Here is a 15,157-nt window from a genome sequence, read left to right as displayed (position 1 = left end):
TCCTAATCCTTCTTACTTCTGTTCTGGGTACACATAGTCTAACCAGCCCCACTTATCTTCCGTGGTGCCGTCAAATAGGCCAAAGTAGGCTGCTTGTAGTTCTTTAGTGATAGGGCCGCGCTTACCAGTGCCCACTTCAATCTTGTCGATGGTTGCCACTGGTACAATCTCAGCCGCAGTACCTGTCATGAAGACTTCATCGGCAAGGTAAAGGGCTTCACGAGCAATGTTCGCTTCACGTACTTCGTAGCCTTTATCGCGTGCAATTGTCATGATCGAGTCGCGAGTGATGCCCGGTAGAATCGCGCTAGTTGCTGGTGGTGTGGTGATTACGCCATCTTTGATAACGAAGATGTTTTCACCGGCGCCTTCCGATAGGTAACCATCTACGCTTAGCGCAATACCTTCGTCGTAACCGTGACGACGCGCTTCACCACCAACCAGTAGTGAAGATAGGTAGTTACCGCCTGCTTTAGCTGCAGTTGGGATGGTGTTTGGCGCAGCGCGGTTCCAGCTTGAAATCATCGCATCGACACCTTTTTCTAGCGCTTCTTCGCCTAAGTAAGAGCCCCAAGGAAATGCTGCAATGATTAGATCCATCTCAGTGCCAACTGGTGGACATACGCCTAAGCCAACATTACCGACAAAACCCAATGGACGAATGTAAGCGCTGTCGAGTTTGTTTTGGCGCAGTGTTTCGCGGGTCGCTTCCATGATTTCTTCTACAGAGAAAGGGATCGGAAAGCGGTAAATCTTGGCAGAATCTTTTAGACGTTGTGCATGCTCACGGTGACGGAAGACAATTGGGCCTTTTGGTGTGTTGTAACAGCGCACGCCTTCAAACACGGATGTACCATAGTGCATTGCGTGAGTCAGAACGTGAACGTTCGCCTCTGCCCATGGAACCATCTCACCATTAAACCAAATGAAATCTGCAGTTTTCGTTGCCATTTGTTGCCTTCCTTATGCACTTACGTGTTGTTGTAAGTTGTGATTTGGCAGTTCATCGTTGCGGATTTTTAGCACCTCAACCTTACGAACGTCCCACAACTTCTCTATTTGATTGATCAAAAACGAGATTGGTCGATCGCTGTCGACGATGATCTCGACGCTGGCTACTTTGCTTTCGTGGTTTTGCGTAGCAGCGACTTGTTTGATCACGAAGCCTCGGTGACGAATCACACGTAGAACGCGCTCCAACAGTACCGGTTTGTCATCGGCTTTGATGTCGAGTAAATATCTGTCCATGCGATTGTCTCCTATGTATTTTCCAACATATCACTGTTTGATGCGCCAGGTGGCACCAATGGCCACACGTTTTCTTCTTCATCAATCAAAACGTGAAGCATGTAAGAAGTTTCACTCGCTAGCATCTCTTTGAGAGCAGGTTCGACTTCTTCTTTCTTGGTGATGGTTTTGCCCGGGATATCGAATGCTTTTGCTAACATCACGAAATCTGGGTTGTCATCAAGAATGGTTTCACTGTGGCGACCGTCAAAGAACAATGACTGCCATTGGCGAACCATGCCAAGACGTTGGTTATTAAGAAGGACAATCTTCACTGGAATCTGCCGACGCTTCAGCGTGCCCAATTCCTGAACGTTCATCATAAATGAACCGTCACCTGTAATAAGGATAGACTGATCATCAGGACGTGCGACTGCAGCGCCCATCGCTGCTGGCAAGCCAAAGCCCATGGTGCCAAGGCCAGCAGAAGTGATGAAATTTTGTGGTTCGCGTGGCTGGATATGTTGCGCTGCCCACATCTGGTGTTGACCGACGTCGGTCGAGACAATTGAGCTATCTGGCATCATGTCAGACAGTTGTTTAAGCAATAGCGGTGCGTAGATTAACTCGCCCGGGTGGTCGTAACGCCACTTAAAGCCGCTGCGCAGACTTTCACTGTGATGAACCCACGGTGAAATATCTTGAGTCAGCTCTAGCTGAGGAAGAATGGTGTTGATGTCGCCACGTAATGGTGCGTTGGCGTGGCGCAGTTTATGAATCTCCGCAGCATCAATGTCGATATGAATCACTTTCGCATTTGGTGCAAACGTGTCGAGCTTACCCGTCACACGGTCATCAAAACGCGCGCCAACCACAATCAATAGATCGGCTTCTTGAACCACTAGGTTGGCGGCTTTGGTGCCGTGCATACCCAACATACCAAGATAGTGAGGATCATGGCGTTCAATGGTACCGAGACCTTTTAATGTGCTAACTGCAGGCATTGGGTTTAAGCGAAGAAATTCGCGTACTGCATCGGTTGCTTTCGCAAGTTGCACGCCACCACCAACATACAACACTGGGCGAGTAGATGCTGCCAGCACATCTTGCGCACGTTTGATATCTTCAGCGCTGACATCTTCGATTGCTGGTGCTATGTATGGAGGAAGAAGGTCTGTGGGTGCTTGAGCGAGTTGAACGTCTTTGGCGATATCGACAATGACAGGACCCGGACGACCGGTTTTTGCGACCTCAAAGGCTTCGGCAAGTGTCGGAGCTAGATCTTCAATTTCGGTCACGAGATAGCTGTGCTTAGTACAGGCTAGGGACATTCCGATCACATCCATTTCTTGGAATGCATCGGTACCGATATGAGAGCTAGCTACCTGGCCTGTGATGGCAACTAGAGGTACGGAGTCAAGGAAAGCGTCGGCAAGGCCGGTAACAAGGTTAGTGGCTCCTGGGCCGGAAGTTGCCATGCACACAGCAACGTCTTGAGTGGAACGAGCCATCCCGATAGCAGCCATAGCGGCCCCTTGCTCGTGACGGCATAGGATGTGTTCCACCCCACCGTCATACAAAGCATCATAGATTGGCATGATGGCCCCGCCGGGGTAGCCAAAAACGGTTTCGATGCCTTGCTGTCTTAAAGCGGCTACGACAAGTTGTGCACCAGTCATCGTAAACCTCCTTTGCTACGTTGTGGCTCGTAGCGATTGCCATATTTATTGCACTTCATGTGCACTCCCATTCTTCCCGTTAAACTGTCCGAGGGTTAGACAGATGACAACTTGTAGTTGTAAAAAAACCCCCGGACTTTTCAGTGCGGGGGTTTTTTGTAATTTGTGGTTACCTTTCGCCCACAATACCCCGCGCGGTGCCAATAATGACCACGATAATCAGGGCTAGCAGTGCGTTGATATGAGCGAAAAGATTCATCTGTCTGTCGTTCTTTTTTCGTTAAAAAATGTTGTGTAATGTTCTACGAAATTGTTTGCGTCATTAGTGGTATCACACAATTCCGCTGCATGACAAGCAAAAAGTCATTCTTTTTTCACATTAACTCTCAATTGGGACGCGGTATATAACATAACCAACTAGATAAAACATTTGTTTACAGAGTGTTCAAAAAAATTGAGGAACGTATGGGGCTGGCAATCATTCATAGTCGAGCAAGCGTCGGGGTGCAAGCGCCATCGGTTAGTGTAGAAGTTCATATCAGCAACGGCATGCCAGGGTTTACCTTAGTAGGCTTGCCAGAGACAACGGTAAAAGAGTCCAAAGATCGCGTACGCAGTGCGATCATTAATTCTAACTTTCAATTTCCTGCTAAGCGGATCACCGTGAACTTGGCTCCATTAAATTTGTTCTAGTTGCAATCTGTAGTACGATGTTTTTAGAGAGGTAACTACATGATTTATGCATACTGTCGGGTAAGTTCAGGCAAGCAGCTTGAAGGGCTATCAATGTCATTGCAGGGTGACGAAGCTTTGCTTAGTAAGCTAGCAAAAGACTACAACACAACTGTATCAGAACGGGTCTATAGAGATGAGGGAAAATCTGCATATAAAGGTGAACACTTACGTGGCGAATTAGGCGAGCTACTGGCAGATATTGATTCTGGTGTAATTAAAGACGGCGACATAATCGTTATGCGTCATCTTGACAGGCTATCACGTCTGGATTTCAGTAAAAGTATGAATTTATTCAATGGCATACTTGGTGCAGGGGTCGGCATATACACGACTATGGACAGTAGGCTTTATAGCAATAAGCTGGGTAACTCAGAGCAAGCGATATACAACGCTTTGGCTGGCTTTGCATTCTCAACTGCAAACGAAGAATCAGTTCGTAAATCGTACTATATTAACAAAAATGCACTCGCTCAGATCGAGAGGTTTCAACGTGGTGAGCGAACTGCTTGTGGGCATGCTTATGATATAGGTGTTGGTCATCATCCGTTTTGGGTAACGACTCGAACCGATGATGGAATTGGAGTTAAGAACCCGCCAGTACGCGTTCACACTGAAAATTATAATATTGCTAAAGAACTAGTTCACTATGCTTTACAAGGCAATGGAATCACACGTTGTCAGCAGCTACTCGAAAAGCGAGGTCTTAGTTACACAAAGCAGGGAATTCGGAATATTTTTGAGTCGGCGGCTCTATATGGTCGTTTAAAAATTAGCATAGATGATAAACAAGGTGCTCGAACGGAGTTTGAGTTGGACGGGTATTACCCGGCAGTATGTTCGAAAGAAGAATTTTATAAACTGCGAGCTGAGCGCAAAAAGCGCACAGTATCTAATGGTAATAGAAAAGAATACAGTTTGTTGTCTGGTGCGAGAATGCTGCACTGTGGTTGTAAGCAATCGCTAAATGTGCATCACTCTAAGAATGGTGCAAAGTATTACATTTGCGCAAGTCAAAATCACAACATGATTAACTGCTATACGCTGGATAACTTAGTTCTCAATGCGTTAAAAAGTAAGGTTTTTAATACTGAAATTGACGATTCTAGGTTGAAAGCTTTGGAAGCTGAGTTGGATGTAATTTCGACAGTATATAGGAACAAGCAGAAATTCGTATTTGATAATATTGAGTTATTTGGCGACGCTATTAAATCAGAGTTATCGACGATGAAAGCTGATGTCGCGACATTAGAGAGTAAAGTTGAGGCTGAACGACAAGCGGTAATGTCGGCTAAGCCAGCAGAGGTTATAGAGTTATCGACTTACGATAAGTGGGTGCATCAAATCTCTGAGATAGTAGATGCGGATTCAGAAACAAAGCGTGTTTACAATCAGAAAATTAAGCAGCTTGTGAATGATATCGTGTTACATGACGACGGTCTGGTGGAAATTGAATATGTAGATCGCTCAAAGCACTACTACTACTTTCCAGAAAATAAGCGCAAAAAACAAGGGGAGTTTTGGGCTGTTAAACTACTTGTAATAGATGATTCTGCAAAAAGAGAAATAATTTTATCTGACGAAGATATGGAGGTGTTTATATTTTCGACAGAAGATATCAAAGCGAAAAAGTATGTAAATGATATTAGCAAGTTCAAGGCTGGATTAATGTTATGTAGTAGGAAACGTACTACAGATACAGCTCAGAAGAGATTTGCTAATCAAATTAAAGAGTATCTTCGTACTCATGGTGAGCTGGAATATAAGCGTTCTGAAGTGGTCAAGCTTGGCATCAGCGAATCACGCTGGCAGAAGCTCAAGGATACTGATTTAACAAAGTACGGTATAGGGTTTAAGAGCAAGGAGAGTGAAATAGTGAATGGCAACTCATCAGTATCTAAATTGGCATTTTTGATGGAAGAATAGCTCGATCACTTAAAAAATTCGCTCACATCAACTCTTAGCGCTTTAGCGAAGGCAATAAGCTCTACGTCACGAACTTGTCTAATTTCACTTTTTCAGAGCAATGTGCAGCATTTCGCAACAGAGTTGATGCTCTAACTAACAAGTAGCAATTCAAATATGCAATCAGGGTTATAATCTTGGTTGCATTTTTTCTTTGTACAAGCTGAATTAAATCAATGGGATCATGGTTTGCGAAGCAAGGCAGGAAAAGCGCTTTCAAGGTGAGCATTTTTGCAAAAAAATGCGCAATCTTAGAGGCTTAGATCTTTAGATGATTAGTTCTTTAGACGATTAGTAAGTTAGAAATTTCGTAGGTTAGATAGTTAAAGCAATAATGTTTAACAGGTGCTGATTGGCGCTTATCATGCTCATGTCAACAGATTAGGAGCGACAAATGTTAACAAAAACAATTCAACTAAACTACGCTAGCTACACTATTCCAGATACTTCCGACCTAACAGCGAGCGACTTCAACGTAATAGCTCATAGTATCATGAAAAACACAGATGAAAACAAAATCGCTAAATTCGGCGTGTTTGCATCAGATGTCAATTTTTCTCATGACGATAGCTTTCAGGTCGTAAAAGGTCGAGAAATGCGCGGTGGCATTGACACGAGACTAGCGTGCATCAGCAATTTTCACAAAAATTCTAAGTCACTATCAAGACTTAGAGACGCAATTGATCGCAATCAAAATTTATCTGTCTATGAGCGCGAATCTCAATATGAGTGGCTAAAAGATACACAGGTGTACTTCAAGAGTTTATTGCAAGAACGTAAGACACAGCGTAAGCGGCCGACTTATTACACGGGTGCGCTCAAGCATAAGAAAACGCGCAGATTTATGGCAAATGCAGCATTCTTGATTATAGAAAATGAAGATGAATCACTGCACTTATTCGCGAGAATCGGTCAGACTGAATACGATTTTCAATTCTCAGTAAAAGAGGTCGCTGTTAAATCAGGTAAGCAATTACGCTGTGAGCACTCAGTCTATGATGCTTCTACGATCGGTGAAGATGATGACTTTTTGTTCGATGAATTAGAGTTTTCTAATAAATGTGAAAGCACAAAAAACAAGCAAGATAGCATCGTATCTAATCTTGAAATTAAGTTTGAGCGTAAGCCTGAGCCTGATATTGAAATTGATGAAGATCTAAAAGCTGTACTCATGAGCGTTGAATATGAATATGCACTCGAATGTAGAGCATAATCTTTCAAAAACTAGCTACTCTCGATATTCAAAGCAACTTCACAACGAAGTTGCTTTTTTTATTACAAATTTCTAGCAACTGGTTATTTAAGCGATTCTTAAGCATATAAATACATTCATAGCAAAGAAACTGTAAGGGTTATGAATGGGATTTACACGAGAAAACGCAGCGCATTACGGAGCACTTGGCGGTAAGAAGTCAAAACGGCTTTCTGCTCAAGAGAAGCAGCGACAATTGAGAATGGCTGATCTGGCTCGGTTGCGTCAGATCTTGGATGGTGAGCATGGGAAAGAGCTTCAGCTTGCATATCTCAACACGATCAAAGAAGCATGGGGGCTGGTATGAATTTTCACATTAATCGAGTCGCTGATAGTACATGGCTTGAATTGCATATAAATGGCAACGTCATCATGCGAGACGAGCTGGCAAAAGACTATGAAGCACAGATTCAGGATATGAAGTCTCGTCTGGAATACATCGTGAAGGTGGAGCAACGCAAAAACGTTCACAAATTAGTAGCAGATCATCTGCTGGACAATGACTTGACGAGGTTTTTCTAAGCATGATCGTAAATGAAGTAAATCTTGCGCACTGTATGCGGAATGTCGATGGTCGCTGGCTGCTGGTGGACGTTTTGTATTCGATTGAAGTTCAGCAAGAGCACAAGCATTACGCAGCGCTGATATACGCTAAAGCACATGCTCTCGGGAAATGGTTAACAGAGTACGAAGTTGGCGAGCTTTGCTCAGCATATGACAAAGCTCTGGCAGTAAGAACTACTGAGCAGAATCTGGCGCTAGCTAACTTTAATCGAGAACAAGCGAAGCTGGTTTATGTTGATGGCATGGCTTTGTTCAAGGTCGAGAAATCGATTGATGTGGAAATGACAATTTCGGAGTTAAAAAATTTCATAGAGAAATATCGCTCTGGGCTGGGTGTTAACGACTTAGAGCAGGCTTCAGGGGTGCTGTATAAGTTGGCACTGGCAGGGACAAATAAAATCAGGGTAAAGAACAATGTTTAAAGAATTATACAGCGCTCTGTCGGCACTCACTGACAAGAGCGTATTTGCAACAAGGGTCATAAAACAACTGGCAGATATAGAGGCTCAGGGACATACAGCAAAGCTACTCAGCGTTGACGAAATGGCGGAAATTCGTAGTAGGTTCACAGCTTATCTGAACGGTGATATTGAGGCACTGCACAAGCTAATTTCAGTTAAAGAAAGGCTAATCGTAGATGGTGAGCAGGACATCAAGGCTGATGTGGACTGGCTTCTAAAAGGTCAGACATTTCAACAGCTAAATCATGAATTGAAGAATGGTCTGATTCGAACCGTGGCAGTTAAGCGCTCTGACAAAGGCGCATCAATAAAGCACAAAAAATATACGATAAAAGATTTTATGAGGAAGAAGTAATGCTTTCATTCGCAGAACATGTATCGGTAATCGACGAAAAAATCGCTGACAGTAAATTCTTAAGCTCAGCAATGACAGAGGCTCGCGGAGAGCTGAAAAAATGGCTACTCGACAGAGAAAGCGAAAATAACAGGTTGGATTTTGAGCAGCGTATCATGATTGCTAAGGCGCGGGAATACAATGCTCAACGCATCAATAAACTGGCTTTCGAGATTGCAGATCTACAGACGGGATTTACGGCTGATCAGGTGGCTCAAGTAGCAGCATTTCAAGCGGTAGATACACTAATTCAGCTAGAAGATGAGTTCGAAGACGACGTGATCGACGAGATGCTAAACGTAGTGCATTCGGTATCAACGGCAAAACTGCTGGTAGTGCTCTTTCGTGATGAAGGCTCTATTGAGGGAAACTTAGACTTTGTACGTGAGCTACGCGAAGCAAAAATCACAGGCGACATTGACTTGATCGTATCTGTATTAGCGAAAGCAAAAGCACTACGAGCAGTCGAGTAAGCACAGTTAAGGCATGGGAAAACAAGTTTTTGAGCGCGAACATGTCTTCTGTGAAAAATAATAACGATAAAGTAACGGGAAACAGTATGAGTAAATTTAACTCAGTGAGTGGCAGTGATGCTGGTAAACGCAGCAAGCGGGGCAAGGCTAAAACATTTGATATTGATACTCTGGATGGCGACGAGCTTATGCGTAAGTCACTGACAGGTGAATTTGGAGCAGTAGTTCAGAGACAAACGCTACTATTAGCAATTCAAAGTCATTTGAAGTCACAAGAACGTCTCTGCAAGCAGAAAATCGACGAAGAGAACATGGTTTCAGCGTCGTATTTGAAGCATTTAAGTCGCGCCGAAATTGAGGCAATCATGGAGAATGACAATGCTTAAGGCAGTCAAAGTAGAGTTAACTGATGATGGGGAGTGTCAATGCTGGGAGGGAACGCAACTGGATTTACTTCGCATGGTAGGTTCGCTTGATGAGCAGCAGCGACAACGTAAAACTGATGGTAGCGAATTAGATGAGATTCGAGAACGTGTGGCACTGATGGAGCAACAACGTGCAGAATCTAACAAAAAATTGCTTCGTACTCAGGCAGAACGGCAGCAAAGAATTCGTGAGCTGACACGGTAAATGGAAGAGAGCTAAATGCTCTCTTTTTTTTGGTCTGATGTACGGTTGTTTGTCTGGCAATACGCACATGTACGAAAGGTATCGGTTGAGGCATTCGTACGGTGGAGCCTAAGATGTTCGAAACTACAAAGATTCGTACAGGTGGGAACATGGCTCTAATTGGGTATGCAAGGGTAAGTACAGCAGATCAAGATTTATCAGCACAACTGGAGGCATTGACAACGGCTGGCTGTCAGAAAATATTTTACGGCAAGCAAAGCGGCAAATCAGACGACAACAAAAATAAACTGGCAGAGCTGCTGCATTATGTTCGTGAGGGAGACACTGTAGTACTTACGAAGCTTGATCGCATGGGGCGCAGCTTGAATATGATTTTAGCGACGATTCAGCAATTACAAGAGCAAGGTGTGCAGGTAAAAACGCTCGACGGGCAGGTTGATACTACGAGCGAGAACGCTATGCAGAGAGCTATGACTCAGTTGCTCGGTGTGTTTGCTGAGCTTGAGCACTCAATAATTGTAGATCGTCTTCAATCTGGCAGAGTGCGTACGGGAAACAAAGGTGGTCGGAAGTCTGCTATTAATGAAGGGCAGCGTGAAGAGATAAAGCAAAAATTTGCTCGTGGAATGTCGATTTCGGCATTGGCACGGGAGTACGGAACGAGCAGGGCGACAATACATCGTGTACTAAAAATTCGGTAGTCTATTGATTTTGTGTGTTTTTTAAGCGAGATTGAATGCTATACGTCAGATTTAGGTAACATAATTATGAGAAGCATTAATATTCTATCGTTGGTACAAGCATATAGATCTCTTTCTCAAACTGAATACGAATCATTTATTAAGTACTATGAAATAGATATTAAAAATACCGAGGTTAACGATCTTGAAAATATGATTTTAATCATGCGAAGTGTTCTTGATTTTGTTAATGTGTTTAATGATTTCTTTGTCGGATATAAGATACAGCATATTAGTAAAGAATTTGATTTACTAAGGTTTGGTAGGAATTACACAGTAAATATTGAATTAAAAAGCAATAGTAATGAAAGCAAGATAGAAAATCAATTGTTAAGAAATAGATATTATCTTAGTCACACTAACAAAGTTATTCACAACTTTACTTTTGTATCGCAAACTAAAAAAATCTATTTGCTCAATAGTTATAATAAATTAGAAGAGACTAATTTTAATTTCTTACTTCAGATTTTAACTGGACAAAACTTATCAATAATAGATAATCCAGATAATTTATTTAATCCTTCTGATTATTTGGTTTCGCCATTCAACTCAACAAATAAGTTTATTAATGGTCAATATTTTTTGACAAATCAACAAGAAGACATAAAAAATCAGATTTTTAATAATCTAAACTCGATTGGCACTTCATTTATTGCAGTTACAGGTAGCGCAGGAACTGGAAAAACACTACTTACATATGATGTTGTTAAATCTTTCATAAGCAATAAAAAAGCAGTGATTGTGCATTGCGGTCAATTAAATGAAGGGCATCGTAGATTGATTGGGCTGGGGTGGAATATTGTATCGATAAAAGAGTTTAGAAACTACGATATATCTAATTTAGACTTGGTTGTTATTGATGAAGCTCAACGTATTTTTGAATGGCAATTCAATAATCTAGTTTCAGATGCTCAAATGAAAAATATAAGCTGTATTTTCTCTTATGATAAGAGTCAAACATTATCACGAAAAGAGTCATTATTGGACATTGAAGGTAAAATAAACAATATTCATGGTAGTAAGTTATTTAAACTTTCAGATAAAATAAGAACAAATAAAGAGATAGCTAGCTTCATAAAATTGCTATTTAATAATAAAAGAAAAATCAACATAAAGAATGAGGGAAATATTGATTTTGATTATTTTAACGATGTGAAAAATGTTAAAGATTATATCGATCTGATAAGTAATAATGGATGGGAGGTTTTAAAGTTGACTCCTTCTCAATATGACAAAGAATATCATGAGTCATATTCTAACTTATTTAGTAAGAATTCACATAGAGTCATAGGTCAAGAGTTTGATAATGTAGCTGTTGTTATTGATCAGTATTTTTCTTACAGTAATGATGGAAAGTTAATTTACAGATCTAAAACACATTATGATTCAGTGAAAATGTTATTTCAAAATATAACTAGAACTCGAAAGAAACTAAAACTAATCATAATTGGCAATCGTGAAGTATTAAATAGGTGCTTATCGATTTTTCAATGAACAAAGGTCTAGATTTATGATTGCAACTAGATAAAATTTGCTCCGGCAGATCTACCCAAGGAGGGAGGACGTTTTGATCTTCCTATAGCATTGGGAATTTTGGCCGCTTCGGAGCAAATCGCGACAGATAAGCTCAAAAACTACGAATTTGTTGGTGAGTTAGCACTATCTGGTGGTCTGAGACCTGTAAAAGGTGTGCTGCCTGCTGCGCTGGAAGCTATTAAGATTCAACGTCATTTGGTCGTCCCACATGTGAATGGCGATCAGGCGGCGCTGGTGGGGAAGGAACAACATAAATCGGCCCAATCATTACTGGAAGTATGTGCCGAGCTTTGTGGTCAACATCGACTGAATCTTTTTCAAACGCCTAAGCGAAAAACGATCGAAAAACATGGTCGAGACTTACAAGATATTATTGGCCAACAACAAGGTAAGCGAGCACTGGAGATTGCTGCCGCTGGAAACCACAACTTACTACTTTTAGAACCTAAAAGACCTATTAATGAATTCTTCAATATTGAACACTAATCTTAATGAGTTCTTGTTACTACGGAGAGTTAATAATGGTAATGAAACTAGTTGATATACAAGTTAAAGATTTACGCCAACCTATCACTTTAGACTATCTAACAAAGCGATATCCTGACTGCTTTGATGAAGAGCAGAGGTGGAAGTTGAACTATGACGAGCCTCTGGCAATCCACGCAGATGTAGAATTTGACGCTGAATACAACAGGAAAAGTTCAATGTCAGCAAAAGGTGACTGGAGAGGTATGGATGTAGCTAATGTTATGCGCTGGTTTTTAAATCAACTGGAGAAAACAGGATACCCAGTAGATAACCTTGTGGTCATTAGTTATACACAATATATAGAGCCAAACTCAAAGTACAAACTGAGAATCGATGTGAAGACTTTTCACACGAAAGAACCATAAGCTCAAAAGAACACATAGGCTCAAAAACATTCGTTTTTAGACCACCTAAGATGAACTCAATCTGGATTGTTTTAAAAGTAGGGTGTTGATTGATTTAAGCCTAGCCTATAAAATATCCCTACTTTTGAATCTTTAGGAGTAAGGCAAGGTGAGTTGCAGAACGTACTTCTACTGCCGTGTATCCAAAACTGAACAGACCACAGAAAACCAAGTGCAAGCTTTTAAAGACAGAGGCTATGAAGTCGATGAAGCATTTGTAGTGGAAGAGACTGTTTCAGGAGCCGTATGCGCAATGGAGCGTAAAGGCTTTAAGACGATGGTAGAGCATAAGCTAATGAAAGGAGACACATTAGTTGTCTTGAAGCTTGACCGTTTAGGGCGTGACAACATTGATGTGCAGCAGACAATAAAACTTCTGTGTGAGAAAGGGGTTAATGTTCATAGCCTAGACTTACCAACAAAAGACCTAACGACTTCTGAAGGTAAGCTTATGTTGAGAATGTTCACGGCTTTTGCTGAATTTGAGCGAGACCGAATCAGAGAAAGAACAATTGAAGGGCAGGCTAGAGCTAGATCCCAAGGAAAAACGATAGGACGCCCCGTTAAGGCTACACCTCAAAAAGTAGCTGAAATGCGTGCTCAAGGACTTTCTATTTCGAAAACAGCAGAAAAGCTTAATGTTTCTATTTCGACAGTTAAGAGGCTAACAGCAGAAGCTAAGAAGCTTTAGACCTCCTTGAGATTGCTTTGCTATAAAAAAAATGAAACAGCAAGCGCACATAAAAAATTCAATTAATTGTTTTGACCGTTATTTGGTTATTTTACACCCAGTAAATCAGCCAAAAGTAAAACACATTTTGTGTGTACGTAACTAGGCGGTGCAATCGAAGGAAAAACCATATAGTCCAACCCCTCCCCGCCTACCCATGATTATCAGGTGGTAGAGTGTTTGTGAGGTTCAATCATACTAACCAACCACAGATAGAGTTATACCAGCAGTAAACGATGATGAAACAGTGCACTTTAGAGCAAATTGACCCTAGACAGCTTGTTCTCGATGAAAGGTTTCAAAGCAGACAAACACAGTTAATAGCTAAAAGAGCAGACAGAGCAGCTTCAGAAAACAGTAGACAAAGGCAACTCAGAAACATTCTTACCAGTTTAGAGAACGGTAATGGCATTAAGGAACCAATAGAAGCCTATGACATTTACGGAGAGTTGTATGTAGTGAGTGGTTTTCATCGTACAGAAGCATGCCACAAGTTCCTTAAAGACAACCCAAGCCAAAACCTTTTAGTCCCCGTGAAGGTCTACCGAGGCTATACAGAAGCTGAAGCCTACTTGGATTCTCTTACCAAGAACTTGGAACACGGTACAGCCTTAGATCAGTCTGAGATATGGCAAAACAAGTTTAAGCAGTCTTTGATGCAAGGTGAGAACCTAAAGATACTTTCAAAGCGAAAAACCGCTAAGTTATTTGATTGCAGTGAAACCCAAGGATTACACATTGTGAACGCTCAGAATGCCTGTGTCGAGGTTGGTTTACCTAATGTGAAAGAGTGGTTGGGTGATTATCAAAAGGCAGCAGAAAAGCTTAGAAAAAAGCTATTAAAGAGATTTGAGCTAGCACCTGACGATTTCGATAAGGATGGATTTCCAATTATCAGCAGATTATCAAAAGCTTATAAAGGTGAGAAATTTGATGCTGATTTATCTGAAGAAGAGCTAGAGCAAAAAGAAATCATTTATCAAGAAAATACCCTCAAAGAGTTAATCCAAAGAAACCCTATGGCCTTTAGAAAGGCATTAAATACTTTAGATAAAAGAGCATTAGGAATTGTCGTAAAGCGTAGTTGGGATGAAAACGAGGTTATCCTAAAGTATGGTGAAGGTGATGGATACGAGAAATTCTAACGACTCATAGCGAAAACCTAGGAATAACAGCAGAAAAAACAAAAGAGGTCTTAGCGGTAGCCGCAAGCTAGTGTAAATCTTTGGTAAGACACTAGGGTGGTCACTTGTGACCGCTAAGATCTCTAGGTGGTCACCCTAGTGGTTGGCATAGAATGGGGTTTGTTTTTTTTGTTTTAAATACAGTTATTTACATGCATCTAATACTTGTTTAATCGCTTTGGTAGAGCCTTTCAAAGAAAACTTTGCTTTGGAGGTGTCATAATCATAGCTAGTTAACTGAACTACTACACTTGACTTACCATCGAGAAGATCTCTAACGAACTTTGAGTTAGCATCATTCATATATACATAGCGTTTTGACGTAGAGTTCATGGTCATTTCTACAGGCTCATTTTTATCAACACGATACTTTACATTGTTAGGGATTCTCTTAGACCCAATGTATTTACCTGCGCCTACTTTTACTTCAAAAGATTTGCCGGGATAGCAACCCATATGGATGAAGCCATCCCTAAAACCAGCATCAGATAATACAGAAGCGAAAACTTTTGTTTCATCTGTAAAATCATCTTTAATCGTCTCTGAGGTCCACTGTGCTGCACAGGTATAGGAAGAAAGGGCAAATAACAAGCCACCAGTTAGAGTTTTAGATAGAATAGACATACTTAATTCCCAGATGATTAATAGTTACTTTTTT

General features: G+C 41.3%; 18 protein-coding genes and 2 pseudogenes. 16 read left to right on the top strand and 4 right to left on the bottom strand.

Annotated features, from left to right (window positions below):
* Positions 1-12: 12 nt before the first annotated feature.
* The 3 genes from ilvE to ilvG are packed head-to-tail and all read right to left on the bottom strand — an operon-like array spanning position 13 to position 2,906.
* Entirely contained in the window at positions 13-951 is a 939-nt protein-coding gene (ilvE, locus tag R7M92_RS19765; RefSeq protein WP_005378953.1) for a branched-chain-amino-acid transaminase, read from the bottom strand.
* 12 nt (positions 952-963) lie between these two features.
* Complete coding sequence (gene ilvM, locus R7M92_RS19760) at positions 964-1,248, bottom strand: acetolactate synthase 2 small subunit (RefSeq protein ID WP_005378958.1); 285 nt, start codon at positions 1,246-1,248, stop codon at positions 964-966.
* 11 nt (positions 1,249-1,259) lie between these two features.
* The gene (gene ilvG, locus R7M92_RS19755; protein ID WP_005378960.1) at positions 1,260-2,906 is read right to left on the bottom strand and encodes an acetolactate synthase 2 catalytic subunit; all 1,647 of its coding nucleotides are present in this window, start codon (positions 2,904-2,906) and stop codon (positions 1,260-1,262) included.
* A 465-nt stretch (positions 2,907-3,371) separates the two neighbouring features.
* On the opposite strand from ilvG, the pseudogene R7M92_RS19750 reads away from it, so the two are divergent.
* The 16 genes and pseudogenes from R7M92_RS19750 to R7M92_RS19675 form a co-directional block, all read left to right on the top strand.
* Positions 3,372-3,593 (top strand): annotated as a pseudogene (locus R7M92_RS19750) (magnesium chelatase domain-containing protein); the annotation flags it as partial.
* Positions 3,594-3,638: 45 nt separating this feature from the next.
* Complete coding sequence (locus tag R7M92_RS19745; RefSeq protein WP_318134082.1) at positions 3,639-5,564, top strand: recombinase family protein; 1,926 nt, start codon at positions 3,639-3,641, stop codon at positions 5,562-5,564.
* Positions 5,565-5,997: 433 nt separating this feature from the next.
* Complete coding sequence (locus tag R7M92_RS19740; RefSeq protein WP_318134080.1) at positions 5,998-6,816, top strand: hypothetical protein; 819 nt, start codon at positions 5,998-6,000, stop codon at positions 6,814-6,816.
* Positions 6,817-6,961: 145 nt separating this feature from the next.
* On the top strand, positions 6,962-7,162 hold the full coding sequence (locus R7M92_RS19735) for a hypothetical protein (protein WP_256895297.1): 201 nt from the start codon (positions 6,962-6,964) through the stop codon (positions 7,160-7,162).
* The gene (locus tag R7M92_RS19730) at positions 7,159-7,377 is read left to right on the top strand and encodes a hypothetical protein (protein ID WP_256895298.1); all 219 of its coding nucleotides are present in this window, start codon (positions 7,159-7,161) and stop codon (positions 7,375-7,377) included. The genes R7M92_RS19735 and R7M92_RS19730 overlap by 4 nt, the downstream gene beginning before the upstream one ends.
* Positions 7,378-7,379: 2 nt before the next feature.
* Positions 7,380-7,841: a hypothetical protein gene (locus R7M92_RS19725; RefSeq protein WP_256895299.1), complete on the top strand. Its 462-nt coding sequence runs from the start codon at positions 7,380-7,382 to the stop codon at positions 7,839-7,841.
* On the top strand, positions 7,834-8,235 hold the full coding sequence (locus R7M92_RS19720) for a hypothetical protein (RefSeq protein WP_256895300.1): 402 nt from the start codon (positions 7,834-7,836) through the stop codon (positions 8,233-8,235). Before R7M92_RS19725 ends, R7M92_RS19720 begins: the two co-directional genes overlap by 8 nt.
* Positions 8,235-8,747, top strand: a complete 513-nt coding sequence (locus R7M92_RS19715) for a hypothetical protein (RefSeq protein ID WP_256895301.1) — start codon at positions 8,235-8,237, stop codon at positions 8,745-8,747. The genes R7M92_RS19720 and R7M92_RS19715 overlap by 1 nt, the downstream gene beginning before the upstream one ends.
* A gap of 86 nt (positions 8,748-8,833) precedes the next feature.
* Complete coding sequence (locus R7M92_RS19710) at positions 8,834-9,133, top strand: hypothetical protein (protein ID WP_256895302.1); 300 nt, start codon at positions 8,834-8,836, stop codon at positions 9,131-9,133.
* Positions 9,126-9,377 carry a hypothetical protein gene (locus tag R7M92_RS19705; RefSeq protein ID WP_256895303.1) on the top strand — a complete coding sequence of 84 codons (252 nt, stop codon included), beginning with the start codon at positions 9,126-9,128 and terminating at the stop codon, positions 9,375-9,377. The genes R7M92_RS19710 and R7M92_RS19705 overlap by 8 nt, the downstream gene beginning before the upstream one ends.
* 113 nt (positions 9,378-9,490) lie before the next feature.
* Positions 9,491-10,078, top strand: a complete 588-nt coding sequence (locus tag R7M92_RS19700) for a recombinase family protein (RefSeq protein ID WP_318134073.1) — start codon at positions 9,491-9,493, stop codon at positions 10,076-10,078.
* Positions 10,079-10,144: 66 nt separating this feature from the next.
* Positions 10,145-11,611, top strand: coding sequence for a DNA/RNA helicase domain-containing protein (locus R7M92_RS19695; protein WP_318134071.1), 1,467 nt, complete (start codon positions 10,145-10,147; stop codon positions 11,609-11,611).
* A gap of 30 nt (positions 11,612-11,641) precedes the next feature.
* Positions 11,642-12,100: pseudogene (locus R7M92_RS19690) on the top strand (magnesium chelatase domain-containing protein); the annotation flags it as partial.
* Positions 12,101-12,174: 74 nt separating this feature from the next.
* A complete protein-coding gene (locus R7M92_RS19685) occupies positions 12,175-12,546 on the top strand; it encodes a hypothetical protein (RefSeq protein WP_025635473.1) in 372 nt (123 codons plus the stop codon).
* Between the two features lie 148 nt (positions 12,547-12,694).
* Positions 12,695-13,276: a recombinase family protein gene (locus R7M92_RS19680; RefSeq protein ID WP_025635471.1), complete on the top strand. Its 582-nt coding sequence runs from the start codon at positions 12,695-12,697 to the stop codon at positions 13,274-13,276.
* Between the two features lie 275 nt (positions 13,277-13,551).
* Positions 13,552-14,460 carry a hypothetical protein gene (locus R7M92_RS19675; protein WP_318134068.1) on the top strand — a complete coding sequence of 303 codons (909 nt, stop codon included), beginning with the start codon at positions 13,552-13,554 and terminating at the stop codon, positions 14,458-14,460.
* Positions 14,461-14,643: 183 nt separating this feature from the next.
* Here the strand turns inward: R7M92_RS19675 and R7M92_RS19670 are convergent, their stop codons facing one another.
* A complete protein-coding gene (locus tag R7M92_RS19670) occupies positions 14,644-15,123 on the bottom strand; it encodes a hypothetical protein (RefSeq protein WP_025635014.1) in 480 nt (159 codons plus the stop codon).
* Positions 15,124-15,157 lie beyond the last annotated feature (34 nt).

The sequence above is a fragment of the Vibrio sp. Vb2880 genome (genome assembly GCF_033337975.1).
GTDB lineage: Bacteria > Pseudomonadota > Gammaproteobacteria > Enterobacterales > Vibrionaceae > Vibrio > Vibrio alginolyticus.
Note: the sequence above shows the minus strand (reverse complement) of the source record. Positions and strands in the feature narration are given on the sequence as shown.